A 26,401-nucleotide genomic window follows, 5' to 3' on the forward strand; every position below is an offset into this window, starting at 1 on the left:
CATGGGGTCAGGTGATGTCTTCGCCGTGCTTGACCCCGCCGGCGACCAGCTGGCTCCAGACCTGTTCGGCGCTCTCGGCGAAGCTGAAGAGCTCGAGATCGGAAGCCTTGATCATGCCCTCGGCGATCATGGTGTCGAAGTTGATCACCGAGCGCCAATAGGCCTCGTCGAACAGCACGACCGGGATCCGGGGGGCCTTGTCGGTCTGGCGCAGGGTCAGGATCTCGAACAGCTCGTCCAGGGTGCCGAAGCCGCCTGGGAAGACCACAAGGGCGTTGGCGCGCATGGCCAGGTGCATCTTGCGCATGGCGAAGTAGTGGAAGCGGAAGGTCAGGTCCGGGGTCGAATAGGCGTTGGGCTCCTGCTCGAACGGCAGGGTGATGTTGAACCCGACCGAGGGGGCGCCGGCGTCGACCGCGCCGCGGTTGGCGGCTTCCATCACGCCGGGGCCGCCGCCGGTGGCGATGACGTTGTCGCGCGGGCCGCCGTTGCTGAGCAGGGCGCCGCCGCGCTGGGACGCGATCTTGCCGAACTCGCGGGCGGCGCCGTACCAGGCTGCGTGGCGGCCGGGACCGGCCTCGGAAATGCGGGCGCTGCCGAACACCACGATGGTCGAGCGCACGCCCCAGGCGCGCAGAGCCTCTTCGGCCTTGGCGTACTCCAGCAGGAAGCGCACGCCGCGCATCGAGTCGCCGAGCAGGAAGTCCTCGTCGAGCGCGGCCAGCCGAAAGGACGGGGCGGCCATCTGCTCGGCGTTGCTGGGGTGCTCTCCGCCTTTTGTGACGCCTGCGACCATGACTGAACCTCCGTACTGAATCGGAGGTCAACTTCGCCGAGACGGCGCGGCGAGGCTAGCCCGCAAGCTTCTCGGCGGCGATCGTCGGGGCCGGCATCACGCCCTTGCTCTGCCCGCCGACGAACACCTGGAAGGCTGCCGGGTCGGTGACCTCGAGGGTCAGGCCCTTGAGGTTCGGGACGCGGTAGGCCTCGCCCGCCGAAAGCTGTCGGGCGAAGTAGGCCGCTCCGCCATTGCCGCGGACGATCAGGGACGCGCCCTTGCGGGCTTGCAGGGTGACGAGCGAGGCGGCCGGCTGGGCGCCGTAGACGGCGCCGCGGGGCGCGAAGGTCGCGGGCAGCGGTTCGGCGGCCGTGGGATCGACCTGCGGGGCCAGCGTCGCGGCCTTCTTGGCGGCGACGACGGCGTCGGACGAGCCGCCGGCGGCGGTGGCCTCGGCCAGGCCCGGCGTTTCGTAGGGCGTCGGGGTGGTGGACTCGACCGGGGCCGGCAGCGGCGCGCCGAGCGCGACCGGGCCGGCCGGCGCGCCGAGCTTGGCCTTGGCGATGGCTGCGGCGGGCGCGGTGTGCGGCGGCGGAGCCTCGGCGGTCATCGCGCGCTGGGCGACGTTCCAGAGCACGATCGCAGCGATCACCAGCATGCCGCCGCCGATGACCAGGGTCAGGCGCGGATCTTTCGACTCCACGACGCCGATCGGCGCGCGCAGGGCGGTGTCGTGGACGGGCTCGTCGCGGCGGAAGCGTTCGACCGCGGCGTCGCCGTCGAGGCCCAGGGCCGCAGCGTAGGCGCGGATATAGCCGATGGTGAACGGACGCGAGGGCAGTTCGTCCAGGCGCATCTCTTCGATCGCGGCCAGGTAGCTGCGGCGAATTCGCGTGGAGTCGGCCAGTTCCTGCAGGTTGAGGCCGCGAAGTTCCCGGGCGGCCTTCAGCGCCGCGCCAATATCGGGTCCAACTTCGAGGGATGGGGTCAGGCCGCCGGCGCGGTTGGTCTCGCGATCACCGCCGTTACGCAAATCCAGACTGGTAACCCCGCCAGTATCGAGCGGCATGGCTACTTTGGCGCCTCTTGCTAGCGTTTACGATCTAAAGGCGAAGTCGCGCCCTGCCAGATTTACAGTACAGGTCTTAATATTAGGTTGTGAGTATCACCCTAGGCATTGAAATTCAATGCGCTAATCGGGTGGCGGGGTGCGACGCAGCGTCCCCGGTGAAGCCTGTTTCAGATGGCCAAATACAATTTTCGGGCGAGGGTCTCGATCTCATTCCGGACCGATCCGGCCGAGGTCCGCAGCAGGGCGGTGACGCCGCGGCGGGCGGCCTCGCGATCGCAGGACAGCACCATCTGCTTGACCGGCCCGATGCCGGCCGGCGGCATCGACAGGCGGTCAAACCCAAGCGCCACAAGGGCGAAGGCTTCGAGCGGGCGGCCCGCCATCTCGCCGCACACGGACACCGGCGTGCCGGTTTCCTCACAAGCCTTCTGGATCACTTCCAGCGCCCGCAGCGCCGGCGGCGAGAGGAAGTCGTAGCGGTCCGACACCCGCGGGTTCCCGCGGTCGGCGGCGAACAGGTATTGCATCAGGTCGTTGGTGCCGACGCTGACGAAATCAGTCATCGGAAGCAAAGCGTCCAGGTGCCAGACGACGGCGGGCGCCTCGATCATCGCGCCGACGTCGAGCCGAGACGGCGCTGGGCGGCCGCGGCGCTGGGCCCAGGCGACCTCGTGATCCACCAGGGCGCGAGCCGCGCGGAACTCGTCGACGCTGGCGACCAGCGGGAACATGATGCGCAGCGGCCGACCGCGGGCGGCGGCGATCAGGGCGCGAAGCTGCAGGCGCAGCAGCGCCGGACGGTCCAGCCCCATGCGGATCGCGCGCCAGCCGAGGGCGGGATTTTCTTCGCGCTCGGCCTCAAGGTACGGCAGCACCTTGTCGCCGCCGAGGTCGAGGGTGCGGAAGGTCACCGGCCGATCGCCGGCGGCGTCCATCACCCGGCCGTAGAGCGCCGTCTGCGCATTGAAGCGCGGCATCTCCTCGGCGACCATGAACTGGAACTCGGTGCGGAACAGGCCGATGCCTTCGGCGCCGGTCTCGCCGAGGATGTCGAGATCGACGTCCAGGCCGGCGTTCATCAGCAGCGTGACCTTGGCGCCGTCGCGGGTGAAGGCCGGCGTGTCGCGCAGCTTGGCGAACTCGGCGCGCCGCTGCAGGCGCACCTCCAGGCGGGCGTGCAGCGCCTTCACGACGTCGACGCGCGGGCGCAGGTAGGCCTCGCCGGTTTCGGCGTCGACGATGACCGGGTCGCCTTCAGACACCTTGTCGCGCAGGCCGGGCAGGCGGCCGACGCAGGGGATATCCAGAGCGCGCGCGACGATCGCCGCGTGACTGGCCGAGGAGCCTTCTTCCAGCAGCAGGCCGGCCAGTTTGGTGCGGTCGTACTCCAGCAGATCGGCGGGCCCGAGGTTCCGCGCGATCAGGATGGCGTTCTCGGGCAGGTCGCGGGCCGCGTGCCCCTCGCCCGAGAGGTGGCGCAGCAGCCGGTCGGCCAGGTCTTCGAAGTCGTGCAGGCGCTCGCGCAGATAGGGATCGCGCGCCTGGCCCAAACGCGCGCGGTGCTCGGAGCGCACCCGCTCGACGGCGGCCTCGGCGGTGAGGCCGTTGTGGACCGCGTCCTCCAGGCTGCGGTTCCAGCCGCGGTCGTGGGCGAACATCTTGTAGGTCTCGAGCACCTCGTAGGAGGCGTCGACGAGGCCGTGCTCGCCAGTGAGCATGTCGTCGATCTGGGCTTGCAGGCCCAGGATCGCGGTCTTCAGGCGCGCCTCTTCGGCGACCACGTCCTCGGCCAGCAGCTGCGAGGGGGCGACCGGCGGTTCGTGCAGGACGGCGACGCCAAGCGCGAGGCCGTCGGCGAACTTCGAGCCGATCAGCCGCTCGGGCCGGTGCGGGGCGATCTCGACGCCCTTGAGTTCGCCCTCGAGCTCGCTGCCGGCGACCATTTCGGCCAGCACCATGGCGACGATCTGGAGGTCCTCGACCTCGTCGTCGGTATAGACCCGCTCGGTGCGGTTCTGGACGACCAGCACGCCGATGGCGCGGCCGCCGCGCAGCAGCGGCACGCCCATGAAGGCGTGGAACGGGTCTTCACCGGTCTCGGGCCGGTAGGAGAAGGCGGGGTGATTGGGGGCGTCCGACAGGTTGAGCGGCCGGCCCAGGCGCATGATCTCGCCGACCAGGCCCTCGCCGGGCTTCATGCGGGTGACGTGGACGGCTCCGGGATCCAGGCCCTCGGTGGCGAACAGCTCCATGTCGCCGCTGGCGCGCCGCATGTAGAGCGAGCAGACCTCGGCGACCATCGAGCGGGCGATGATCCGCACCACGATGTCCAGGCGCGATTGGGCCGGCCCGCCCGAGGCGAGCGCTTCGCGAATCTGCCGCAGCAGACTGCGTTGTCCCCGAACCGCGATCCCCGGCATGGCCATCAGGCGAGTTTCTCTCCCTTTTCCCTAACCGCCTCCTAGCAGCTTTGCGCGTCGGAACGGAGACGAAAACGGGGCGGCGCGACTTTGTGAGCGCGGCCATGCGGGACGTCGCGGCCGCCGCCAGTGCCCGGCGGCGCTTTGCCGATATTTCGCGCAGCGGCGCTGGTTCGCGCGGCGCCGGCCCTCAGCGCACGATGCTGATCGAATGTTCGCCGTAGGGGTTGGCTCCGTCTTGTCCCGGAGCCAGCGCCACCCAGGCGAGGAAGCCGAGCGAAATCGCCGTCGCCAGCGCCAGGGCGCCTAAAAACGGGGCGTTGCTCTGGGCCATCCGGACGATGGCCTCGTCGGCCTTTGCGTCGCCCGCCGCGGCGAGCGCGGCCCAGACGACGACGGCGGCCCACGGCGCGATCTGGGCCAGTTGCAGCCAGCCGCTGCGGCCCATGTCATGCAGGCGCTTGGTGGTGATGTTGATCATCGCGATCGAGGTCGCCAGTCCGACGATCAAGCCGACCAGCGGCATGAGCGAACTGAGCACCGAGACCACGAACAGGCCCAGATAGGTCTGTCGAAAGGCCTTGGCGCTAAGACGTCCACGAGCCGAAAAATACAACCAGCGCAGTTCCATCCGTTCCCTCGCTCCGCTGCCGGCATCATACTCAAGCTTGATTGCAGCCGCAGCCAGCACTCTTTCTGGCTGAGGCGCATTGGGGGCGCTGGAGCCGGATGTCCGCGGCCCCTGCGGCGAGCTTGGAGTGTGGCGGTGATTGTCGGCATCGACCTGGGGACCACCAATTCGGCGATCGGCGTCTGGCGGGACGGCGAGACGCAGCTGATCCCCAACAGCCTTGGCCACTACCTGACGCCGTCTGCGGTCGGCATCGCCGACGACGGCGCGGTGCTGGTCGGCATGGCCGCGCGCGAACGGCAATCGACCCACCCGAACGACACCGCCACCGCGTTCAAGCGCTACATGGGCAGTCAGAAAGCGACCCGGCTGGGGCGGCGCGATTTCCTGCCCGAGGAACTGTCGGCGCTCGTGCTGCGCGCGCTGAAGGCCGACGCCGAGGCGTTCCTGGGAGAACCCGTCACCGAGGCGGTTATCGCGGTGCCGGCCTATTTCAACGACAAGCAGCGCAAGGCGACGCGACGGGCCGGCGAATTGGCCGGGCTGAGGGTCGAGCGGCTGATCAACGAGCCGACCGCCGCGGCGCTGGCCTACGGCATCGGCGAGCGGGAAGACGAGGTGCGCTTCCTGGTGTTCGACCTGGGCGGCGGCACCTTCGACGTCTCGGTGCTTGAACTCTTCGACGGGGTGGTCGAGGTGCGCGCCTCGGCCGGCGACAACCGGCTGGGCGGCGAGGATTTCAACGACCTGCTGGTCGACATGCTGCGTCGCCGCTTCGACCCTGTATGGGGCGAGGCTGCGCGGGACGACGCCGCGCTGCTTCAGCGCCTGCGCGCGGCGGCCGAGCGCGGACGCCGCGAGTTGTCGGAGAAGCCGACTGCGAAGCTGTCGGTGGTCTGGAAGGACAGGGCCTACGAACACGAGGTGACGGCCGAGGCCCTGGAGGCGGCGGCGGAGGGGCTGCTGAGCCGTTTGCGCGATCCGGTGCTGCGTTCGCTGCGCGACAGCGATCTGCGGATCGGAGCGCTGAACGAGATCGTGCTGGTCGGCGGCGCGACGCGGATGCCGATGGTCCGCAAGGCGGTGACGCGGATGTTCGGACGTTTCCCAGCCGCATCGATCAATGTCGATGAAGCAATCGCCCGAGGGGCGGCCGTGCAGGCCGGCCTGAAGGCGCGGGACGCGGCGCTGAACGAGGTCGTGCTGACCGATGTCTGTCCCTATTCGCTGGGCGTGGACGTCGGCGAGCATGGTCCGAACGGCCAGATCCGCACGGGCTTGTTCTCGCCGATCATCGAACGAAACACGACCATCCCCGCCAGTCGCGTCGAGTCCTTCCGCACGCTGCGGGCGGGCCAGCGGCAGATCGAATTCGGCGTCTACCAGGGCGAGGCGCGCTGGGTCGCCGAGAACATCAAGCTCGGCGACATCGTCATTCCGATCCCGGCCCGGCCGGCGGGCGAGGTCGAGGTGCAGTGTCGCTTCACCTACGACATCAACGGCCTGCTGGAGGTCGACGTCGAGGTGCCGCTGACCGGCGAGCGACGGCAGCTGGTCGTCGTCGATGAGGACAATGTCGACGAGGCCGACGTCGCGACGCGGCGGGCAGCGTTGGCGCAGCTCAAGGTGCATCCGCGCGACGAGGCCTCCAATCGCGCGGCGATGGCGCGGGCCGGCCGTTGCTACGAGGACTTCATCGGCGAGCGCCGCGACTATGTCGCCCGCCTGATCGGTCAGTTCGAGAGCGTGCTGGACCGGCAGGATCCGCGGGCGGCGACGCTGGCGCGGGGCGAGCTGCTGGCGGCGCTGGACCAGCTGGAAGGCGAAAGCTTCCTGTGAGCGGACGGTCGATCTGGGAGGTTCTCGGCCTCGATCCGACTGACGACGCCCGGGCGATCAAGCGCGCCTACGCCCAGCGGCTAAAGCGGACGCATCCCGAGGACGACGCCGCCGGCTTCCAGCTGCTGCGGCAGGCGTATGAGCACGCGATGGCGATCGCCGCGCACGAGGCGGCTCGCGGGGGCCATGCGGTCGAGGTCGAGCGCCCCGAACCGGCGCACGAGGAGCCGGCGCCCGCCGAGCCGTTCATGCCCGAAGAGGATCCGCACGAGGCGCACTGGCGCATCTGCGGGCGGTTGGAGCAGCTTCTAGCCGTGGAGGGCGGGGCCGATCCCGCCGCCATGAAGACTGCGCTCGAAGCGGTGCTGTGCTCGGACTCGATGGAGAACCTCGAGATCTACGCGGACACCGAGGTGGGATTGGCGCGGGTGCTGCTGCACTTCGCGCCACGCGGCGACGTGTTGCTGCCGAGCGCGATCCAGCACTTCGGCTGGTACGACCAGGAGGGGCGCTGGGACCTCGCGCCCGAGATCCGGGGCGCGCTGGCCCGCGAGCGTGCGCTGGGGATGATCGAACGGCTGTGCAATCGCCGTCATGAGCATCACCAGGGCTACATGACCCTGCTCGCGGGGCCGCCGGAGGCGCTCGCCTTCTGGCGACGGCTGCGGCTTGGCCGCCGTCATCGCCTGGTGTCGGAGTTTCTTCACTTCGCGGCCGGACATGCGCCGGGCGTGCTGCATATGCTTGACGCCGAAGCTGTCGAAGCGTGGGAGCGGCGAATCGCGCGGCGCGAGAAGACGCGGACCGCCCGTTCGGCGTTCTGGGTGATCGGGGCTTTCCTGGCGGTGGTGCTGCTGCTGTTCGCCGCATCGCTGCTCGACCACCCCCAAGACCTGGCGGCGCGGGCGGCGGCGGAGCCGAGCAACCAGGCGCTGTGGGCCGACCTCTGCCGCGAGCGCGCCCGCGGGGAGGCACCGACGGAGATCGAGCTCAACGACTGCGAGCGGGCGCTGGCGCTGGCGCCGCGGTCGCTGGGCGTGCTGGGCGACCGGGCGCTGATCAAGGCCAGGATCGGCGACATGGCCGGGGCGGTCCGCGACTACGACGCCTTGCTGGGGCGAAGTCCCGGCAATGTCCGGGCGCTCTACGGCCGCGGCGCGGCGCGGATCGCGATGGGGGAGGCGCAGGTTGGCGGCGCCGACCAGGCTCGCGCGACCGAGCTGGACCCAGCGGTGGCCGTCAGCATCGGCAGCTATCAGATCAGCCAGATCGCGCCGCGGCCGTCGATATACTCGCGCTCGCCCGAAAGCTCGCCCGAAAGACTGACGCCGACCGAGATTGTCGGCTTCGACATGCCGGCGGCCGTGCTGCAGCGACCCGAAGGCGTCAGCCTCACCGCGGCCTATCCCGAGCGCGCCTCGCAGGTCCGGGCGAGCGGCGCGGTGAAAGTGCGTTGTCGCGTGCGGCTCGACGGGCGGGCGAGTGATTGCGTCGTGCTGTCCGAGTCGCCGCAGGATCTGGGCTTCGACGACGCCGCGGTGGGCATCGTCGAGCAGTTCGTATTCGCGCCGGCCCGCCTGCGCGGCAAACCGGTCGACGGCGCCTTGGTCACGATTCCGGTCACCTTCTCCAAGCCGGAAGGCTAGGCCTCGCTCCACGATTGCCTGAGCGGCGCGGTCACCCTCATAGTTCCCGAATAACAACGTTCGGGGCGGCGACTATGGGGAAGGCGTGGCTGGGGCTGGTCGGCGGGCTGGCGGTGATCCTGAGCGGAGCGCTGCTGGCCTGGCTGGTGCAGACGGCGGGCGGGGTCAGCGTGCGCGATGTCCGCTTCGCGGGCGACCGGGGCACGACGCTCTCGGCGCTGGTCTACACGCCGGCGTCGGCGACGGCGCAGACGCCCGCGCCGGGCGTGCTGCTGAGCCATGGCTACATCAACACCCGCGAGATGCAGTCGGCCTTCGCCATCGAGCTGGCGCGGCGCGGCTTCGTGGTGGTGGCGATGGACCAGCCGGGTCACGGCTATTCCGACGCCATTGTCGGCGCCAACGACTTCGGCGGGCCGGCGGCGCTGCGCTACCTGAAGAGCCTGCCGCAGGTCGACAAGGCCAACATCGGCCTGGCCGGACATAGCCTGGGCGGCGGACCGGTGGTCGGGGCGGCGGCGTCCGATCCGGACGGCTATCGCGCGGCGGTGCTGCTGGGATCGACCCCTGCGATCGGGGCGGTGTTCGGCTCCAAGGCCCGGGCTGACCTGCACAACCTCGCGGTGGTCTTCGGCGGCTATGACGAGTTCGCCGAGCTGATGTGGCAGGTCCCGCGCGGCTTTTACGTTCCGCGCTCGCCGGCCCTGCAGGCGTTGTTCGGGACGCGTGAGCCGATCGTTCCGGGCCGGGTCTACGGCGACATCGCCGCCGGAACCGCGCGGGTGCTGTACGTGCCGCCGGTCACTCACCCCTGGGAACACTTCTCGGCAGGCGGCGTGGCGCCGACCATCGACTGGTTCCAGCGCACCCTGGACGGCGAGGCGCGGCCGCTGCCGCCTCAGAACCAGATCTGGTTCTGGAAGGAAGTCGGCACCCTGATCGCCTTCGCGGGGATGGCCGCGGTGTTGCTGGCCGCGTTCGAGATCCTGCTCAGCGTGCGTTGGCTGCACCGACTGGATCGGCGCCCGCAGGCGCTGGGGCCGCTTGCGCCGCGTCGGGACGGACGCTGGTGGCTGTTCTTCGCGGCGACGGCGGCGCTGCCGGCGATCACGTACTACCCGCTGATGAAGCTTGGGATGCTGTTCCTGCCGATGCCGCTCTATCCGCAGTGGATCACCAACCAACTGCTGGTCTGGGCGCTGGGAGGCGCGGCCCTGACCCTGGTGATCGGCCTGGCGAGCAAGGCGCCGAGGCCGGCAGTGGGCGCTGACTGGCCAAGATCGGCGGCGATTGCGGTGCTGACGGTGGCGGTGGGCTATCTGACCCTGGCCGTGGTGGCGCGCGTGCTGCATGTCGACTACCGCTTCTGGGTCGTCGGGCTGAAGCCGCTGGACCTGCGGCAGTTGGGCTTTGCGCTGGCCTACCTGCCGCTCTGGACGGTGTTCTTCGTGATCGCGTTGCGGGGCCTGCATAGCCGGCTGGCGGTGGCGGGCCAGGGACGCTGGAGCCACTACTTCGCCGGCATGCTCGCGATGTCGCTGGGCTTCGTGGTGCTGCTGGCGATCCAGTACGGGGCGCTGTTCCTGACCGGCCGGCTGGCGATGGCCGAGCCGCTGAACACCATCATCGCCATCCAGTTCGTGCCGCTGCTGGCCCTCGTCGGGGTGATCTCGGTGTTCACCTGGCGGCGCACCGGCAGCCATCTGCCCGGGGCGCTGATCTGCGCGCTGCTGCTGGCCTGGTACGTCAGCGCCGGTACGGCGACGCACTGGTCGCCCAACTTCCAGCTGCCGATGCCCGGTTAGAGGCTAGGGACGAGAGACCCGCTTGGCCATCAGCAGGTCCGGACGGCCGAAGCCGTTGGCGTCGGGCACCAGGCCGACCGCCTCGTAGCCGAGCTTGCGGTAGAAGAAGAACGGGTGGCCGTTGGTCGGGGCGATCTGGGCCAGCTTGGCCAGGGCGTCCGGGAAGATGTCGGCTCCGAACAGGCTGGTGCCGCCGTACTCGTCGTCGGTGCCGAGATAGACTGTCAGCTTGCCCATGGCCGCCACCCGCGCCTCAAGCGCGGCGGTGAGTGCCGCGCCGACGCCCTTGCCGTGATGGCGCGGATCGACCGCCAGTGGGTGCAACTCGGCCGCGTGGCTGTAGGTGTCGATGCCGCCGATCAGACCCAGGACGTTCTCGCCGTCGAGCGCGGCCATGGCGAACCGCTCGGGGACGGTGAGGAAGGTCTCGACCTCGGCCTCGGCCTCGCCGTCGTCCTGATAGGCCGGGATATGGGAGAAGGCCTCGCGCAGGATGCGCGCGCATTCGGCGCGCTGGGCGGCGTTCAGGTGCTCGAAGGCGACGATGTCCATGGCGTGACAACGTACGCGCACCGTCGCGCGCCCGCCAGGATGTGGTCGGTGCGCTCGACGCCGGCCGGCGCGAGCATGGCGCGGAACAGCGCCAGCTCCGAGCGGCAGAACCCCTGGCAGGCGGTGGCCGCCGCGCAGATCGGACAGTGGTTCTCGATCAGCAGGTAGCCGCCCTCGTCCCGGGGCGTCCATTCGGCCATGTAGCCCTCGGCGGCGCGGACCGCGGCCAGGCGTTCCAGTTTCTGCTCCAAGGTCTCCGCGGCGCCGAGCGCGCGGCGGTAGCCGATCTCGACGGCGCGCTCGCGCCGCGCCACCAGCCGATCGAGACCCTCGTCGCCAAACTCGCCGCGAACGGCCTCCAGCAGTTCAACGGTCAGTTGGGCGTGGGTGTTGGGGAACCGTTCGTCGCCCTTGGCGCTGAGCGACCAGGACCGACGGGGGCGGCCGACGCCCATGCGTTCGGTGACGTGCTCGACCAGGCCCTCGGTATGCAGCTTTTCCATTTGCAGGCGGGCGGCCTGGCGGGTGACACCCATGGCCTCGGCGATCGCCTTGGTCTGGGCCGGGCCCTTGCTCTTCAGCAGCAGGAGGATCTGGTCGGATGTGCTGTGCATTTGACAAATAGATGATTGCAAAACCCGCGCGCCGGGTCTAGCGCCAAATATGTGAAGTTGGAGATTGTCAAATGGTGGCGGCAGCGCGGGCGGACGGAAGCTGGGCCGATGTGGTGGGCGAGGGGCGGCTGCCGCGGTTCGTCCTGATCTGCCTGGGCGTCTGGATCAGCGCTGCCGACTCCATGGTCACGGCGACGATCATGCCCAGCGTCGGGGCCGATCTCGGCGGCTATGCCTATTTCGGCTGGGCGACGGCGGGCTTCCTGCTGGGCTCGGTGCTGGCGGGGGCGAGCTCGGGTCTGCTCGGCCTGCGCTTCGGCCTGCGGCGCGCGACGGCCGCCGCCGCGGTGCTCTACGCCGCCGGCTGCGCGCTCAGCGCCGGCGGTCCGGACATCGCCAGCTTCCTAATAGGCCGAGTGTTGCAGGGTCTGGGCGGCGGCTGGGTGGTCGGGTTCTGCTCGGTCGCCATCGGCCTGATGTTCCCGGACCGGCTGCTGCCGCGGGTCTATGCGACGATCACCGCGATCTGGGGCGTGGCGAGCCTGCTGGGGCCGCTGATCGGCGGGATCTTCGCCGACCTGGGCGCCTGGCGCTGGGTGTTCTGGCTGTTTGCGATCCAGGGCGTCGGCGTGGCCTGGGCCGCCTATGTCATGCTGCCCAGCGATCGGGGAAACGACGACGCCAAGGTCGCCTGGCCGCAGCTGGGGATGATCGCAGCCGGCGTCATGGCGATCGGCCTGGCCGACATGGCTCGTGACTTCGTCCGTTCGGGACTGCTGACGGCGCTGGGCTGCGCGCTGCTGGCCTTTACGGTCTGGTTCGATGGGCGGGCGCGCACGCGGCTGCTGCCGAAGGGGGCGAGCGACCTGACCACCATTCCCGGGGCGGGGTTCGCCGCGATGTTCCTGCTCACCGTCGCCTCGATGGGTTTTGCGATCTACGGCCCTGCGATCCTGCAGAAGCTGGCCGGGCTGACGGCGCTGGAGGCCGGCTACGTGATCGCCGGCGAGGCGGCGGCCTGGACGGTGATGGGTCTGATGGTGGCGCACCTGGCCGGCGCGTGGCCCTCGCGGATGATTCGGCTAGGTGCGATCGTCGCCACCCTGGGCGTGGCGTTCGCGGCCCTGACCATGCCGTCGGCCTCGGTCGTCGGCGTGGTGGTCGCGGGCCTGTTCCTCGGCGGCGGTTTCGGCCTGTCCTGGGCGTTCATGAGCCAGCGCATCCTGGCCTCGCTGCCGGAAGGCGATGAGCGGGCGATCGGCGCGGCCGCGATGACCACGGTGCGGCTGACCGGCTCGGCGGTGGGCGCGGCGGCCGCCGGGGCGGTCGCCAACCTGGTCGGGTTCTCGCAAGGACTGAGCGAGGCCAGCGCCCGCTCGGCCGGCCTTTGGGTCTTCGTCGCGGTCTTGCCGCTGGCGATCGCCGGGGTCTGGGCGGCGTTCGGCCTGACCTCGGCTAAGACGCGCGAAGCGCCCCCAGCATGATCCGCGACAAGGCCGCGATCGCCTCGTCGCGGCTCATCCGTCCGGCCGCGGCCGCCTGCGAGAGGATGTCGGCGGCCCCGATCACGCCCAGCAGCACGGCGCGTCCCTGCGGCCCTGACAGCGGAGCGAAGCGGGCCAGGGCCGCGAGGTACTGGTCGACATAGCCTTCGCGCAGGGCCTGGCGGAAATCGTCCATCTCCTCGCTGGCCGACAGGGCCGCGGCGATGGCCCCGAACTCGGGACCGGCCTGCAGCACGCAGTCGACATAGGCGGCGCTGAGGATCTCGACCACGTCCTCCAGGGTCTTGGCCTGCGTCGCCAGCGCCGTTTGCACGGCCTGGGCCTGTCGTTCGTCGAAATAGCGGTAGAGCGCGATCAGCAGGCCGGCCCGCGTGCCGAAATGCTCGTAGGCGATGGGTTTGGTGACGCCGGCCTGCTCGGCCAGCCTGGCCAGGGTCAGCGCGTCAGTGCCCTCGGCGCGCACAATGCCCGCGGCTGTCTCCAGAAGCTGATTACGCCGCTGATCGCGCGGCATGCGCCTGCTCGACACGCCTGTCCTTCCATGCCGCTTGACAGCGATCTTACCATACGTAACTTACTATTTGTAACTTACAGATCGTAACAACAGACTTAGCGGAGGCGGACGTGACAGCCAACACCCTTCAGCTGGCGCCGGTCGGGCCGGACCAGATCGCGCGGTTCGCCCCGCTGATCCCGGGCCTGATCCGGGCGACCGGACCGGTCAGCTACGATTATCAGTTCGGCGTCGACGGCCTGTTGGAGCAGGTTGTCGCCGCTTCCTGGGGCGCGCCGGACACGCTGTTCTGCGCGGCCTGCACGACCGCGGTGGTTCAAGGAAACGAACTGCTGGGCATTGAACTCGGCTTCGCCGGGTCGAACTTCTACGCGTTCAAGGCCAATCTCGTGGCGCTGGCGCCAAGCCTGATGGCGCAGGGCAAGGTCAGCTACGAGCAGTTCTCGGGACTGGCGGCGCGGGCCGAGACGGCGAGCTATCTCAACGCCCACGTTCCGGACGACGTCTACTACCTGCACGCCCTGTCGACGCCGCCGCAGCATCGCGGCAAGGGCGTGGGACGCGATCTGCTGAAGGCCGCGATCGCGCGGGCGAAGCAGGCGGGTTATCGCGAGCTGCAACTCGACGTGCTGGCCGACAACCCCGCCGTCGGCTTCTACCAGGCGATGGGCCTGCGCATCCTGGCCGAGCTGCGCTCGCCCGAACTCTCGCGCGACCATGGATTTCCGAGCGAGTACCGCATGGCGGTGACGCTGTGAGCCCGCGGGTCGTCATCGCCGGGGGCTACGGCCTGGTCGGCGGCTGGGTCACGCGGCATCTGCGGGCGGCGGGTCACGATCTGGACCTGGTGCTGGCCGGCCGCAATCCTGAGCAGGGGAAGGCTCTGGCGGCCGAGCTCGAGGCGCGGACCGCGCGGTTGGACGTCGCCGATCCGGCGACGGCCCTCGCCGCATTGGGTCCGGCCGACCTCGTGGTCGCCACCTTGCAGGACCCTGGCGACAACCTCCTGGCCGCCGCGCTGAGGGCCGGGGCCGCCCACATCGGCATCGTGCGGACCGCCGACAGCATGGGGTCCAGCGCTGTCACGGCGGTCAACCTGGCGCGGGCCCCGGCGCTGATGTTGGGACACTGGCAGGCGGGCGTCCTGACCCTGGCGGCGATGGCCGCGGCGCGGGCGTTCGTCGAGGTCCGGCGGGTCGAGATGGCCGCGCTCTACGACTATGCCGACCCGATCGGACCGATGACCGCGTCCGACTCCGGCGGGTTCGTCGGCCGGGCGTTGGTCCGCCAGGCCGGCGCGTGGACGAACCTCGATGCGGCCAGCAACGGCAGAAGGGTCGAGCGGGCCGGAATGGAGCCCTTTGACGCCCTGCCGATGGGCGTGCTCGATACCCCAGCCCTGGCCTCGATGACCGGCGCGGCCGATGTGCGGTTCGACCTGGGGACTGGGACGTCGATCGGGACCGCGGGCGGGGAGGCGGCCTCGCACGAGCTCTACATCGACATCGCCGGAACTGATGCGACGGGCCGCGAGCGCGTCCAGCGGACGGTGGTCAGCGATCCGAAAGGCCAGGCCCACCTGACCGCCTTGGGGGTGCTGATCGGCGTCGAACGGCTGCTGGGCCTGGACGGTGGGCCGCCGCCAGCCGCCGGCCTGCGGTTTCCGGAGACGACGCTGGATCCGGAGCGGGCCATGGCGCGCCTGGAAGCGTTCGGCGTGCGGATCGAGACCCTGTGATGTGGGCGCTCGCCGTGAACGTCGCCGCCCGCGGCAAGCGCGGGCGGATGTTGCTCAGACTCTAGAGCTGGTCGAGGCCGAAGCCGGCGTGCAGGGCGCGCACGGCCAGTTCGGTGTAGGCCGCGTCGATCAGCACGCTGATCTTGATCTCCGAGGTCGAGATGACCTGGATGTTCACGCCCTTGTCGGCCAGGGACTGGAACATGGTCTTGGCGACGCCGGTGTGGCTGCGCATGCCGACGCCGATGACCGAGACCTTGGCGACGTCTTCGTTCACCTGGACGTCGTCGAAGCCGATCTGCGGCTGGTGGGCGCGGACGATCTCGACCGCGCGCTGGGCGTCGCGCTTGCCGACCGTGAACTCCATGTTCGCGGTGTCGGCGGTGCGGGCGTGGCTCTGGACGATCATGTCGACATTGACATTGGCGTCGGCCAGCGCGCCGAAGATCACGGACGAGACGCCCGGATGATCGGGCAGGCCGAACAGGCTGATCTTGGCCTCGTCACGGCTGTAGGCGACGCCGCTCACGATGCGCTTTTCCATGATCTCTTCCTCGTCGCACACGATGGTGCCTTGGCCGGGCGCTTCGCCGGGCTCGACAAAACTGGACAACACCCGCACCGGCACGTTCTGGGCCATGGCGAGTTCGACGGAACGGGTCTGCAGGACTTTCGCGCCCAGCGAGGCCATCTCGAGCATCTCCTCGTAGGAGATCTTGCCGAGCTTCCTGGCCTTGCTCTCGATGCGCGGGTCGGTCGTGTAGACGCCGTCGACGTCGGTGTAGATATCGCAGCGGATCGCCTTCACCGCCGCGGCGACGGCCACGGCGCTGGTGTCCGAGCCGCCCCGGCCGAGGGTGGCGATGCGGCCGTCGCGGGTCACGCCCTGGAAGCCGGCGATCACGGCGACCTCGCCGGCGTCGAGCGCGGCGGCCAGCTTCTCGGGCGGGATGTCGTCGATGCGGGCGCGGCCGTGCGCGTCGTCGGCTATGATCGGAATCTGCCAGCCCAGCCACGACTTGGCCGGCAGGCCCATGTTGCGCAGGGTCATGGCCAGCAGGCCGGCGGTGACCTGCTCGCCCGACGCGACGACGGTGTCGTACTCGTCGTCCGAGGACGGCAGGCCTTGGGCCGCGGCGCCCGCGCCATCGGTCCAGGCGACCAGTTCGTTGGTCTTGCCGGACATGGCCGAGACCACGACGGCGACCTTGTGTCCGGCCGCGACTTCAGCCGCCACCAGGCGGCCGACGCGTCGGATACGCTCGAGGTCGGCGACGGACGTGCCGCCGAATTTCATCACTAGCCGAGACAGCGCAGGAGCTCCGCTTGAGAGGGAAGGCTGCGCCTAATAGCGGGGCCTGCCGCCAGGGGCAATGTCTGCCTTCGCAGGCGCGAAAAGGACGCGCCCTGCGCAAGATGGCGCCCATTCTGAGCCTTGCGGGGCGATAGGGGCTGGCGCCGTGCGCCGCTCGGTAGGAAAAGGCTTTCATGTCGTCTGCGTCCGCATCCTCGATCGACCCGAAAGAGGTCGAACAATTCTCGCGCATCGCCGCCGAATGGTGGGATCCGAAGGGCAAGTTCGCCCCGCTGCACAAGTTCAATCCGGTGCGGCTGTCGTTCATCCGCGATCAGGTGCAGGAGCGGTTCGGGCGCGATCCGAAGGCGATCCGGCCGTTCGAGGGCCTGCGGCTGCTGGACATCGGCTGCGGCGGCGGACTGCTCTGCGAGCCGATGACTCGGCTGGGCTTCCAGGTGACCGGCGTCGACGCTTCGGAACGCAACATCGGCACCGCCAGCGCTCACGCGGCCGAACAAGGGCTGGCCATCGACTACCGCGCCACCACGGCCGAGGACCTGCTGGCGGCCGGCGAGCGCCCGTTCGACGTGATCCTGAACATGGAGGTCATCGAGCACGTCGCTGATCCGGGAGCCTATCTGCGCGACTGCGCGCGGCTGCTGGCGCCGGGCGGGCTGATGATCGTGGCGACGCTCAATCGCACGCTGAAGGCGCTGGCCCTGGCGAAGATCGGGGCCGAGTACGTGCTGCGCTGGGTGCCGGCCGGAACCCACGACTGGAACAAGTTCCTCAAGCCGGAAGAGCTGCGTGGTTTCCTCGAGGGCGAGCCGGTCGCGGTGCACGGGCCGTTCGGCGTGGCGTTCAATCCGCTGACCGATCGGTGGGCCCGCTCCTCGGACTGCGACATCAACTACATGGTGACGGTGACGCGGGACGCAGCGTAAAGAGGCCCGCCACGAGGAAGTACCCATGCCGTCTATCAGGGTGCTTGGTCACGCCTATCGCGCCTGGCGCCGTAACAGGACGTGGGCCAAGCACGAGCCCGAGACCCCGTATCTCGCCGATCTGCTCAGCGGTTCGCCGGTCTGCCTGCACGTGGGCGCCAGCGATGGTCGGCACTCGTACGTGATGACCCAGGTCGCGCCGAAGGCGCGGATCCACGCCTTCGAACCGTCGGCCTTCACCTTCGAGGTGCTCAAGACCTGCCTGGCCTGGCACCGGATCTCGGCCCACGTCACCCCGGTCAATGCGGCGGTGGCCGACATCCCCGGTGAACTGCTGCTGGTGACGCCGATCAAGATGTCCGGGCGGATGGCGCGGGGCTACGCCTATGTCGCCTCCGAGCGACCGCAGAGCCCGGTGCGGCCGGACTTCGAGGACATGGGCGCGGAGGTCGAGACGACCTCGGTGACGACCCTCGACCGCTATTGCGAATCTCAGGGGCTGAGCCGGGTCGATTTCATCCGCATGGACGTCGAGGGCGCCGAACTGAAGGCGCTGAAGGGCGCCGAGCAGATCATTGAGCGCGACCTGCCGCACGTGCTGATCGAGATCCATCCGCTGATGCTCGAGGGCCGGTTCGGCGGTTCGGCCAAGGCGGTGCTCGAGGTCTTCTTGTCCCGCGGTTACCGAATGTTCGCGCTCAACGGCGACCGTCTGGAAGAATGTTCGGACGTCGACGTCGAGGCCCCTTGGAAGGACTATTTCTTCGTTCACCCGGACCGGGCCGGCGAACTGCCGGACGGGGTCTTCAAGGCGCGCATGGCCGCCTGAGGCCGTGGCTTTGACGCGCCGCATCGTCCTGGTCGGCGCGACCGGCGCATTCGGCGAACGGCTGGCGCGGCTGCTGGCGTCCTGGCCTGAGATCGACCTGATCCTGGCGGCGCGGGGGCTGGAGCGGGCGCAGGTGCTGGCGCGCGAATTGGGCTGCGCAGCGGCAGGTTTCGACCGCGACCGCCCAGAAACCCTCCAAGGTTTGCGGCCGTGGGCGGTGATCGACGCCGCCGGGCCGTTCCAGCACGGCGCCCTGGATCTGGCGCGGGCGGCCATCGCCGTGAAGGCGCACTACATCGACATCGCCGACGGCCGCGACTTCGTCGCCCGTTTTCCCGCCGCCCTGGATGAGGAGGCGCGTGCGGCCGGCGTGCTGGCCGTGACCGGCGCCAGCTCGACGCCGGCGCTGTCGAACGCGGCGCTCGGCGCCATCGCCGCAGCCTGGTCCAGCATCGATCGGGTCCGCGTGGCCATCTCGCCCGGCGCGCGGGCGCCGCGCGGCGTCTCGGTGGTCCGGGCGATCCTTTCCTATGTCGGCCAGCCGGTCCGGGTGTTCTCCGGCGGCCGCTGGACCAGCGAGCCCGGCTGGAGCGGTCTGCAACGCATCGCGATCCCCGGTGTCGGGAAGCGCCTCGTCTCGCTGTGCGAGACCCCGGACCTCGACCTGATGGCCGGGCGCGTCGGGACGGAAGCGCGGTTCCTGGCCGGGCTGGAGCTGGCGCCCTTGCATCTGGGCCTCTGGCTGCTGTCGTGGCTCGTGCGGCTGCGTCTTGTCCGCTCGCTGGAGCCGGCGGCCGCGCCGTTGCGGGCGATGGCCGATGCGGCGGCGCGCCTGGGATCGGATCGCGGCGGGATGGTCGTGCTGGCCGAAGGGAGCGGCGACGACGGCGCGCCCCGCCGCGCGCGCTGGTCGCTGGCGGCGCAGGCCAATGCCGGGCCGACCGTGCCTGTGGCGGCGGCCGCGGCCATGCTGCGCGGCCTGCTGGCGGGGCGGATCGCTACCCGCGGCGCGCGGGCTTGCGTCGGCATGGTCACGCTCGACGAGATCCTCGCCGAGCTGGATGGATTGGCGATCACGACCCAGCTCGATCACGGCGCGCCGGATGCGCCGACGCTGCTACGGCGGCTGCTTGGCGACGGCGTTTGTGCGCTGCCCGCGCCGGTGGTCGAGGTGCACGACCGCTTGGCGGCTCGGACCTTCAGCGGCCAGGGCGTAGCGCGCGGTGCGCGCGGACCGCTGCAGCGGCTGTCGCGCGCGGTGATCGGCCTGCCGGAGGCAGGGCGATACCCGGATCTTCGGGTAACGATCGCGCCCGACGCGCGCGGCGAGCGCTGGACGCGCGACTTCGGGCCCTGCCGGTTTTCGTCGCGGTTGCGGTCGCTGGCCGCGCCCGGCGAATTCGAGGAGCGGGTCGGGCCGCTGAGCTTCAGGTTTCGACCTGTGTTGAAGGCGAACGGCTTTTCCTGGCGCTTGCTGTCGTGGCGGCTGGGACCGCTGGTCTTGCCGATGGCCCTGGCGCCGCAGGTGCGCGCGGCGTCGTTCGAGCGCGACGGCGTCTATCGGTTCAGCGTGGTCACAGCCCATCGGTGGCTGGGCGTGGTCTTCGCCTACAGCGGGCGCCTGGCCGTCTGACGGGCCCAGAACGCGAACATATCCCGCTGTAGTTGAGATGTTGCGACGCAACGAAACTGCCTTCGCCTCAAGGCGTTCACCCTACATCAGGCATCCGAGTTGGGAGCTGAACCTTGCAAAAGAGACCCAAGGGCGTGTTGTCCGTGGGATGGGCGTGTTTCACGTCGGCCGCAAGCGGCCGCACCGAACACGTGCCGACGTCGGACGACTATCCCGACAGCGTCGTGAGACGCTTTCGCTTCGAGGCCGGCGGCGGCCTTGGCTGGAAGATTTCCGCGCTCACCACGCCCCGCGAGCGGCCCGCGCCATGGAAGATCGTGGTCGTGACCGGCGCGCCGTCCTGGGCCGAGTACTGGGCCCCGGTACTGGCCGGCCTGCCGCAGGACCGCGAGATGGTGGTCGTCGACCGCCCCGGCTACGCCGGCTCCGAGCCCGTGGAGTATGTCGGCGACATCCAAACCCAGGCCCGCGCACTGGCGCCGCTGCTTCTGGCCCGGCCGGGCCAGAAGGTGCTGCTGGTCGGCCAGTCGTACGGCGCGGCGATCGCCTCGATCATGGCCGAGCAGAACCCACGCCGCGTCGCCGGACTGGTGATGCTGTCGGGGTACTTCGGGGAGTCCGGCCCGACCGCGCGCTGGCTGGTGCACCTGGGCACGAAGCTCCTGAAGGTCATCCCGCGCGACCTGCGTCATGCGGTGTTGGAGGTGTCAGGTCAGCCGAGCCAGTTGGAGCACCTGCACAAGGCCCTGTCGCGGCTGCGCATCCCCGTGCACGTGATCCACGGCGACAAGGATGACTTTGCGCCGATCGAGATCGCCGAGCGGCTGGCGGTCCAGACCGCAAGCTGGAAGCCGATCCGGTTCGAGCGGGTGGCCGGCGGCAACCACTTCATCAGCGACGGTCCGGTCGAGCCGCTGTTGGCCTCGCTGGAGGCCTGCATCCCGGCTCGCACCGCCTGGACGCTGCCCCTGCCGACCTGGGCGCGACTGGCCTGGCCCAAGCTGCGCCTGGGCGGACGCACGGCGCAGGCCTGATCACGATTGGGCCGGCGGGCGGAACTTCACGCGTGGGGCTGGGTTGGGTCGCCGCTGGGCGGGCCTCCGGAGGACCCAAGATGAACGTGAAGTTCTTGCCAGCCCTCGCCGGCGCCGCACTGGCGGCGCTCGCCGCCTCGGCCTCAGCGCAGCAACCGATGCAGTATGATCAAGGTCGCGGGCTCTATCCGCCGATCGACACCCCGGCGAACCAGCCGGCTCGGAATTACGAGGCGCCGCCCGTCGCCGAGACCGGACGGGCGGTGAACACCGCGGCCACCACGTCCGACCTGCGCGCAGGGTCGCGCGTTAAGGACGCAGCCGGCGCCGAGGTCGGCCAGGTGGTCAAGGTCGACGGCGGCATGGTGACCCTCTCGTCGCACGGCAAGACGACCAAGGTGCCGATGTCGAGCCTCAGCACCTCGGGCTCGGACATCATCTCGTCGTCCAGCCGCGCCGACGTCTGGGCGCCGAAGTAACCCCAAGCGACCTCACCAGCGCCCGATCGGGTGTCTCACGCCAAAAACGCCCTTGGCCGCGGCCATCTGAACAGCGATAAGGTTGGCGTGACGAGCGCCGCGGCCATACCGTGGCTTCGATAATCCGCGCCCGATCGGGCGTCGCTTGGGGAGATCGCCGTAGATGAAAGCCGCAGTGCTGCGCGAAGTGGGCAAGCCGCTTCAGATCGAAGACGTCCAGATCAACAAGCCGGGCCCGCACGAAGTGCTGATCCGCACCAAGGCCGCCGGCCTCTGCCACTCCGACCTGCACTTCATGCAAGGCTCGTATCCGACGGCTCTGCCGGCGGTGCTGGGCCATGAAAGCGCCGGCGTCGTCGAGCAGGTCGGGTCCGAAGTGCGCACCGTGAAGGTCGGCGACCACGTCATCACCTGCCTGTCGGCCTACTGCGGCCACTGCGAATTCTGCCTGACCGGCCACCTGTCGCTGTGCGTGTCGCCCGACACCAAGCGCGACGCCGACGAGGAGCCGCGTCTGAAGGCCACCACCGGCCCGATGCAGCAGTACCTGAACCTGTCGTCCTTCGCCGAGCAGATGCTGATCCACGAGCATGCCTGCGTCGCGATCCGCAAGGACATGCCCCTCGACCGCGCCGCGCTGATCGGCTGTTCGGTGATGACCGGCGTCGGCGCTGCGATCCATACGTCGAGCGTTCGTCCGGGCGAGACCGTGGCGGTCATCGGCTGCGGCGGCGTCGGCCTGGCGGCGATCAACGGTGCGGCGATCGCCGGCGCCGGCCGGATCATCGCCATCGACATGGTCGCCTCGAAGGGCAACCTGGCGCATCAGTTCGGCGCCACCGACTTCATCGACGCCTCCAAGACCGACGCGGTGAAGGAAGTGCTCGAGATGACCAAGGGCGGCGTGCACCACTCGTTCGAAGCCATCGGCCTGTCGAAGACCGCCGAGCAGGCGTTCGGCATGCTGCGCCGCGGCGGGACCGCCAACGTCATTGGCATGATCCCGATCGGCCAGTCGATCACCCTGCCGGGCTTCGCCTTCCTGGGCGAAAAGAAGCTGCAGGGCTCGATGATGGGCTCGAACCGCTTCCCGGTCGACATGCCGCGCCTGGTGGACATGTACATGAACGGCAAGCTGAAGCTCGACGAGATGATCTCGCAGCGGATCAAGCTGGAGCAGGTCAACGAAGGCTTCGACGAGATGAAGAAGGGCGAACTGGCCCGCTCGGTGATCGTCTTCGACTGACGAACTGATCCCCGCTGGGGACGAACAGGAGCCCTCCCTTCGGGGAGGGCTTTTTTCGTGGGCGCTCGCTCAACTATTTGTAAGGCCCGCGCCCGGGGCGCGTCAGGTGGCTGGACGAGGCTTGCTGACAGGCGGATGTCCCCGCCGTTCGGAGCAAGTCCCATGAAGCCCACCCTCATCGTCGCTGGTTCGCTGGCCGCCTCGCTCGCCCTGGCCGGCGTCGCCATGGCCGCCGCGCCGACCGCCGCCCCGGCGACCCAGACCGCCCCGGCCAAGCCCGCCGCGCATCACAAGAAGCACAAGTCGCACCACAAGGCCGCTCCGGCCGCGGCTGCGACCCCGGCCGCCAAGTAGCCCGGCGAGCCAAGGAGGAAACGCCATGTCCCGCAGTCTGTCCCTGATGACGGCCCTGGCCCTCGTCGCCGGTCTCTCGGCCGGCGGCGCGGCCTCGGCCGCCACCCAGTGCCGCGACGCCCAGGGGCATTTCGCCAAATGTTCGGCCGCTGCCCCGGCCAAGCCTGAAAAGTGCCGAGACGCCAAGGGGCACTACGCCAAGTGCTCCTCGGCCAAGACGCCTCCTGCCACCAAGGCCCCAACCAAGTAGGAGGCTTGGAGCCCCCGGACGGATCGCACCCGGCCCGGGGGTTCTACTTCACGAAGTATCCGAGCAAGGCCGGGCGGAGGTACTCCTCCATGACCCCGTCCGTGACCACCGGACGCCGCCGCGGCTCCAGCGGCAGACAGGCGTTGAACGTCACCATCATCGCATGCGCCGCCAGCAGCGGGTCGACCGGACGGATCGAACCGTCGGCCAGGCCGTCGGCGATGATGCCGGCGAACGAGTTCGTCGTCTGGAGGAAGCGCACCAGCATCTGCCGGCGCATCGCCGGCGGCACCGCGGCGATGCAGTGGTGGCGCAGCAGCCGCCCGCCGGCGCTCTGCGCCTGCAGCATGCCGAGCGACGTCACCGCCAGCCACAGCCGTGTCCAGTTGCTGCCCGCCTTGGCCGCCTCGCGTTTGGCCTGGTCGATCAGGTCGAAGGTCGCGCCGAAGCAGGCGACCGCCAGTTCGTCCTTGTCGGCGTTGTGGTGATAGAACGAGCCCTTGGTGACCTTCAGTTCGGCCGAGATCTTGTCGACCGAGGCGCCGCGATAGCCCTCGCGGTTGATCAGCTTGGTGGCGGCCAGCAGGAACCGGTCGCGGGTCACCTCGTCGTTCTCGGCGCTGGGGGTTCCGAAGTCGAGCAGCGGGCCGTCCGGCCAGGGCTGGCCTGCGGCCGGCAGGCCGTTGATCATGATGTCGCTAAGCCGGGCCGCGACGCGCGGATAGTCCTGCGGCTCGTAGGTCGGCAGCCAGGTGTCGGCCCAGGTGAGCTGGTTGACGACGAGGCGCGCCAGGCCCTGGCGGCGCGGCGTGCTGACCCAGGGGGTGTCGTCCGACTTCAGCAGCCGTCCGATGCGGACGTAGAGCGCTTCGAAGCTCTGGATCACCGGCTGCTTCTGCTCACCCTCGATCAGGTAAACTTCGCTGAACGGCGCCAGCACCTCCTCCTCGCCGACCGCGATGCGGCGTCGGGTCTCGAAGTAGGCGGCGACGAAGGCGGTCAGGCGTTCGGCCGGGGTGGTGTGGGTCTCGGCTTCGTCGAGCATCCTCGCGAAGCGGGCGATAGTGTCGTGCAGCACCGCGGCGGCAAGGTCTTCCTTGCGCTTGAAGTAATAGGTCAGGCTGACCGGGTGTAGGTCCATTCGCTTGGCCACGGCGGCCAGCGTGAACCCGCTCATGCCCTGATCGGCGAACACCTTGGTCGCCGCGCCCATGATGGCGTCGCGCTTGGCGGCGTACCGCGCGCGGGGCTTTGGTTTGACGGCTGCTGTCAAGGCGAGTCTCCGCGCGAGCAGGTTCAATCTGCCACATTAGTGCGCGGGAGAGCCGGTTGGAAGCGGCGTGGAGGCTGCCGTTAGGACAACCTAGCGTCGCAGGGCCAAGGGCGGGGTGGTTTCCGCCACCGCCAGACGAGCCGGAGTCTCGTCGGCGCCCTGGTCGCGGACCAGCGCGTCGATGCGGGCCTTCTGGGCCCGGAAAGCGGCCAGTTCGGCGCCCGCCAGCACGGTGCCCTGAGGCACCTTCGCGCCGATCGGGTTCACGCGCTTGCCGTTCTGCCAGATTTCGTAGTGCAGGTGCGGGCCGGTGGAGGCGCCGGTCGAGCCGACATAGGCCACGACCTGGCCCTGGCTGATCCGCGCGCCGGTCTTGATGCCTTTGCCGAAGCGCGACAGGTGCGCGTAGCCGGTCTCAAAGCCGCCCGAGTGGCGAATGCGCACCCAGTTGCCGTAGCCGCCCCAGCGGCGGGCCTCGACGACCACGCCGTCGCCGGCGGCGAGCACCGGGGTGCCGGTTCCGGCCCCGAAGTCGATCCCCTGGTGCATGCGGTTGTAGCCGAGGATCGGGTGGCGACGCATGCCGAAGCGGCTGGTCATCCGGGCGTTGTCGACCGGCGTGCGCAGCAGGAAGCCTTTGATGTTCTTGCCGGATTCGTCGAAGTACTGGACGTCGCCGTTCTGGCGTTCGAAGCGATAGAACTGCACGCCCTTGATCTGGGCGTACTCCAGGTCGCCGGTCTCGATGGTGCGGCCGCTCTCCGTGACCTTGCGGTCGAAGACCATCGTGAACGCGTCGCCGGCCTTCAGGTCGCGGTCGAAGTCGACCTTGTGGGAGAACAGCTTGACCATGCCGGCGACGATCGAGGGGTTGGCCCCCATGCGCGAGGCGCTCTCGTAGAGCGAGCCGGTGATCTCGCCGCGGGCGACCATCTGCTCGTCGCGGATCTTTTCCTCCATCTCGCGCAGGCGCAGGGCGCCGTCGAAGGTGCGCGAGAGGGTGATGGACTGGGCAGGGCCGGTGCGGAGCGACAGGCCGACCAGGCGGGCCGGACCGCGTTCGCCGCGCGGCTTGGCGACGGCGGCGTCGAAGGCCATGCCAGCCTTGATGTGCACGGTGTCCATGGCCTCGGCCAGGGTCTCGACAGCGCGGCGCGCCTCGTCGCGCGGCACGCCGGCGCGCTCTACGGCGGATTCCAGCGTTTCGCCCGGCAGCACCTTGACCGGCACGCTCTGCGGGCGGCCGAAGCCGGGCTGAGCCTCGGACTGGGTGAAGGCTGCGTGCTGCAGGGCGGTGATCGCCGCCGGATCGAGCGGCGCCTTGGGCGGGGCGGCGGCCTGGTCGGCGGTGAGCTTCCAGCCCAGCGCCAGGGCCGCGACGCCGGCCACGCCGATGGCGAGGCGAGGAGTCAGCCGAAAGGTCGGACGTCGCGGATCGAACTCTTGCATCGTGCCCCCGTACTCGCGATGCCACACGGCTTGCCGGCCATGCGAAAGCTGCGTCGTAACTGGCGAACGGCTTAGCCGTTCTCTACCGATATGGTTAATCGCCGGTAACCAATCCGGCGACCCTCACAGCTCCGGTTAGAGCAGACCAAGGACCAGTTCGGCAGGACGGCACAGCGCCGCACCCTTCGGGGTCGAGACGATAGGGCGATTCACCAGGATCGGATCGAGGATCATGGCCGCGACGATCGCCTCGTCTGAGGTGGCCGGATCGGTCAGGCCGAGCTCGACCGCCTTGGTGCCGCGCTCGCGCAGGAACTCGCGGGGGGAGACGCCCATCTTGGCCGCCAGGCCCACCAATTGATCCTTGGTCCAGCCGGCCTTCAGGTACTCGACGACGGTGGGCTCGACGCCCTTTTCGCGCAGCAGGGCCAGGGTGTTGCGCGAGGTCCCGCAGGCGGGATTGTGATAGATGACGATGTCGTCCTGCGCGGTCATGCGG

General features: G+C 69.7%; 25 protein-coding genes. 14 read left to right on the forward strand and 11 right to left on the reverse strand.

The genetic code is table 11. The annotated features are described in order from the left end of the window. Positions 1-7 precede the first annotated feature (7 nt). The 4 genes from AC1Q87_RS14875 to AC1Q87_RS14890 form a co-directional block, all read right to left on the reverse strand. Positions 8-796, reverse strand: coding sequence for an LOG family protein (locus AC1Q87_RS14875; RefSeq protein ID WP_492609703.1), 789 nt, complete (start codon positions 794-796; stop codon positions 8-10). A 55-nt stretch (positions 797-851) separates the two neighbouring features. Further along, positions 852-1,847, reverse strand: coding sequence for a helix-turn-helix domain-containing protein (locus tag AC1Q87_RS14880; RefSeq protein ID WP_492609704.1), 996 nt, complete (start codon positions 1,845-1,847; stop codon positions 852-854). A gap of 170 nt (positions 1,848-2,017) precedes the next feature. Further along, positions 2,018-4,276, reverse strand: coding sequence for a phosphoenolpyruvate--protein phosphotransferase (gene ptsP, locus AC1Q87_RS14885; protein ID WP_492609705.1), 2,259 nt, complete (start codon positions 4,274-4,276; stop codon positions 2,018-2,020). A gap of 184 nt (positions 4,277-4,460) precedes the next feature. Further along, the gene (locus tag AC1Q87_RS14890) at positions 4,461-4,901 is read right to left on the reverse strand and encodes a DUF805 domain-containing protein (protein WP_492609706.1); all 441 of its coding nucleotides are present in this window, start codon (positions 4,899-4,901) and stop codon (positions 4,461-4,463) included. A 129-nt stretch (positions 4,902-5,030) separates the two neighbouring features. Here AC1Q87_RS14890 and AC1Q87_RS14895 point away from each other — a divergent pair, with 129 nt between their 5' ends. The 3 genes from AC1Q87_RS14895 to AC1Q87_RS14905 all read left to right on the forward strand — a co-directional run bounded on the left by AC1Q87_RS14895 (position 5,031) and on the right by AC1Q87_RS14905 (position 10,191). Next, positions 5,031-6,740, forward strand: coding sequence for an Hsp70 family protein (locus AC1Q87_RS14895; RefSeq protein ID WP_492609707.1), 1,710 nt, complete (start codon positions 5,031-5,033; stop codon positions 6,738-6,740). Then, positions 6,737-8,386 carry a TonB family protein gene (locus tag AC1Q87_RS14900; protein ID WP_492609708.1) on the forward strand — a complete coding sequence of 550 codons (1,650 nt, stop codon included), beginning with the start codon at positions 6,737-6,739 and terminating at the stop codon, positions 8,384-8,386. Before AC1Q87_RS14895 ends, AC1Q87_RS14900 begins: the two co-directional genes overlap by 4 nt. A 74-nt stretch (positions 8,387-8,460) precedes the next feature. Beyond that, positions 8,461-10,191 (forward strand): alpha/beta hydrolase, encoded by a 1,731-nt coding sequence (locus AC1Q87_RS14905; protein WP_492609709.1) that lies wholly within the window; start codon positions 8,461-8,463, stop codon positions 10,189-10,191. Positions 10,192-10,194: 3 nt separating this feature from the next. On the opposite strand, the gene AC1Q87_RS14910 is transcribed toward AC1Q87_RS14905, so the two are convergent. Together AC1Q87_RS14910 and AC1Q87_RS14915 are read right to left on the reverse strand one after the other, a co-directional pair. Next, positions 10,195-10,743 (reverse strand): GNAT family N-acetyltransferase, encoded by a 549-nt coding sequence (locus AC1Q87_RS14910; protein ID WP_492609710.1) that lies wholly within the window; start codon positions 10,741-10,743, stop codon positions 10,195-10,197. After that, positions 10,716-11,357, reverse strand: a complete 642-nt coding sequence (locus AC1Q87_RS14915) for a helix-turn-helix transcriptional regulator (protein WP_492609711.1) — start codon at positions 11,355-11,357, stop codon at positions 10,716-10,718. Before AC1Q87_RS14915 ends, AC1Q87_RS14910 begins: the two co-directional genes overlap by 28 nt. Before the next feature lie 71 nt (positions 11,358-11,428). Between AC1Q87_RS14915 and AC1Q87_RS14920 the strand changes: the two genes are divergently transcribed. Next, the gene (locus AC1Q87_RS14920) at positions 11,429-12,841 is read left to right on the forward strand and encodes an MFS transporter (RefSeq protein WP_492609712.1); all 1,413 of its coding nucleotides are present in this window, start codon (positions 11,429-11,431) and stop codon (positions 12,839-12,841) included. Here the strand turns inward: AC1Q87_RS14920 and AC1Q87_RS14925 are convergent. Next, positions 12,813-13,376, reverse strand: coding sequence for a TetR/AcrR family transcriptional regulator (locus AC1Q87_RS14925; protein ID WP_492609713.1), 564 nt, complete (start codon positions 13,374-13,376; stop codon positions 12,813-12,815). The two genes, AC1Q87_RS14920 and AC1Q87_RS14925, sit on opposite strands and share 29 nt — an antisense overlap. A 110-nt stretch (positions 13,377-13,486) precedes the next feature. Between AC1Q87_RS14925 and AC1Q87_RS14930 the strand changes: the two genes are divergently transcribed. Together AC1Q87_RS14930 and AC1Q87_RS14935 are read left to right on the forward strand one after the other, a co-directional pair. After that, positions 13,487-14,134 (forward strand): GNAT family N-acetyltransferase, encoded by a 648-nt coding sequence (locus AC1Q87_RS14930; RefSeq protein ID WP_492609714.1) that lies wholly within the window; start codon positions 13,487-13,489, stop codon positions 14,132-14,134. Further along, positions 14,131-15,114, forward strand: coding sequence for an NAD(P)H-binding protein (locus tag AC1Q87_RS14935; protein WP_492609715.1), 984 nt, complete (start codon positions 14,131-14,133; stop codon positions 15,112-15,114). Before AC1Q87_RS14930 ends, AC1Q87_RS14935 begins: the two co-directional genes overlap by 4 nt. Positions 15,115-15,175: 61 nt before the next feature. On the opposite strand, the gene AC1Q87_RS14940 is transcribed toward AC1Q87_RS14935, so the two are convergent. Further along, positions 15,176-16,426, reverse strand: a complete 1,251-nt coding sequence (locus tag AC1Q87_RS14940) for an aspartate kinase (RefSeq protein ID WP_492610020.1) — start codon at positions 16,424-16,426, stop codon at positions 15,176-15,178. 176 nt (positions 16,427-16,602) lie between these two features. Between AC1Q87_RS14940 and ubiG the strand changes: the two genes are divergently transcribed. The 8 genes from ubiG to AC1Q87_RS14980 all read left to right on the forward strand — a co-directional run bounded on the left by ubiG (position 16,603) and on the right by AC1Q87_RS14980 (position 23,180). Next, positions 16,603-17,355, forward strand: coding sequence for a bifunctional 2-polyprenyl-6-hydroxyphenol methylase/3-demethylubiquinol 3-O-methyltransferase UbiG (ubiG, locus tag AC1Q87_RS14945; RefSeq protein ID WP_492609716.1), 753 nt, complete (start codon positions 16,603-16,605; stop codon positions 17,353-17,355). Between the two features lie 25 nt (positions 17,356-17,380). Then, positions 17,381-18,184 (forward strand): FkbM family methyltransferase, encoded by an 804-nt coding sequence (locus AC1Q87_RS14950; RefSeq protein WP_492609717.1) that lies wholly within the window; start codon positions 17,381-17,383, stop codon positions 18,182-18,184. Between the two features lie 4 nt (positions 18,185-18,188). Next, on the forward strand, positions 18,189-19,817 hold the full coding sequence (locus AC1Q87_RS14955) for a DUF4166 domain-containing protein (RefSeq protein WP_492609718.1): 1,629 nt from the start codon (positions 18,189-18,191) through the stop codon (positions 19,815-19,817). A gap of 113 nt (positions 19,818-19,930) precedes the next feature. Next, complete coding sequence (locus AC1Q87_RS14960; RefSeq protein ID WP_492609719.1) at positions 19,931-20,851, forward strand: alpha/beta fold hydrolase; 921 nt, start codon at positions 19,931-19,933, stop codon at positions 20,849-20,851. 80 nt (positions 20,852-20,931) lie between these two features. Continuing rightward, a complete protein-coding gene (locus AC1Q87_RS14965; protein WP_492609720.1) occupies positions 20,932-21,330 on the forward strand; it encodes a hypothetical protein in 399 nt (132 codons plus the stop codon). Between the two features lie 163 nt (positions 21,331-21,493). Continuing rightward, the gene (locus AC1Q87_RS14970) at positions 21,494-22,576 is read left to right on the forward strand and encodes a Zn-dependent alcohol dehydrogenase (protein WP_492609721.1); all 1,083 of its coding nucleotides are present in this window, start codon (positions 21,494-21,496) and stop codon (positions 22,574-22,576) included. Positions 22,577-22,738: 162 nt separating this feature from the next. Beyond that, entirely contained in the window at positions 22,739-22,930 is a 192-nt protein-coding gene (locus tag AC1Q87_RS14975; protein WP_492609722.1) for a hypothetical protein, read from the forward strand. A 25-nt stretch (positions 22,931-22,955) separates the two neighbouring features. Continuing rightward, positions 22,956-23,180 carry a hypothetical protein gene (locus tag AC1Q87_RS14980; protein ID WP_492609723.1) on the forward strand — a complete coding sequence of 75 codons (225 nt, stop codon included), beginning with the start codon at positions 22,956-22,958 and terminating at the stop codon, positions 23,178-23,180. A gap of 43 nt (positions 23,181-23,223) precedes the next feature. Here AC1Q87_RS14980 and AC1Q87_RS14985 read toward each other — a convergent pair whose 3' ends face one another. The 3 genes from AC1Q87_RS14985 to arsC all read right to left on the reverse strand — a co-directional run bounded on the left by AC1Q87_RS14985 (position 23,224) and on the right by arsC (position 26,397). After that, the gene (locus AC1Q87_RS14985) at positions 23,224-24,453 is read right to left on the reverse strand and encodes a TetR/AcrR family transcriptional regulator (RefSeq protein WP_492609724.1); all 1,230 of its coding nucleotides are present in this window, start codon (positions 24,451-24,453) and stop codon (positions 23,224-23,226) included. Positions 24,454-24,543: 90 nt separating this feature from the next. Continuing rightward, positions 24,544-25,902 (reverse strand): M23 family metallopeptidase, encoded by a 1,359-nt coding sequence (locus tag AC1Q87_RS14990; protein ID WP_492609725.1) that lies wholly within the window; start codon positions 25,900-25,902, stop codon positions 24,544-24,546. 135 nt (positions 25,903-26,037) lie between these two features. Continuing rightward, entirely contained in the window at positions 26,038-26,397 is a 360-nt protein-coding gene (gene arsC / locus AC1Q87_RS14995) for an arsenate reductase (glutaredoxin) (RefSeq protein WP_492609726.1), read from the reverse strand. Positions 26,398-26,401 lie beyond the last annotated feature (4 nt).

The organism is Phenylobacterium sp. GW823-FHT02A09, from assembly GCF_058797775.1.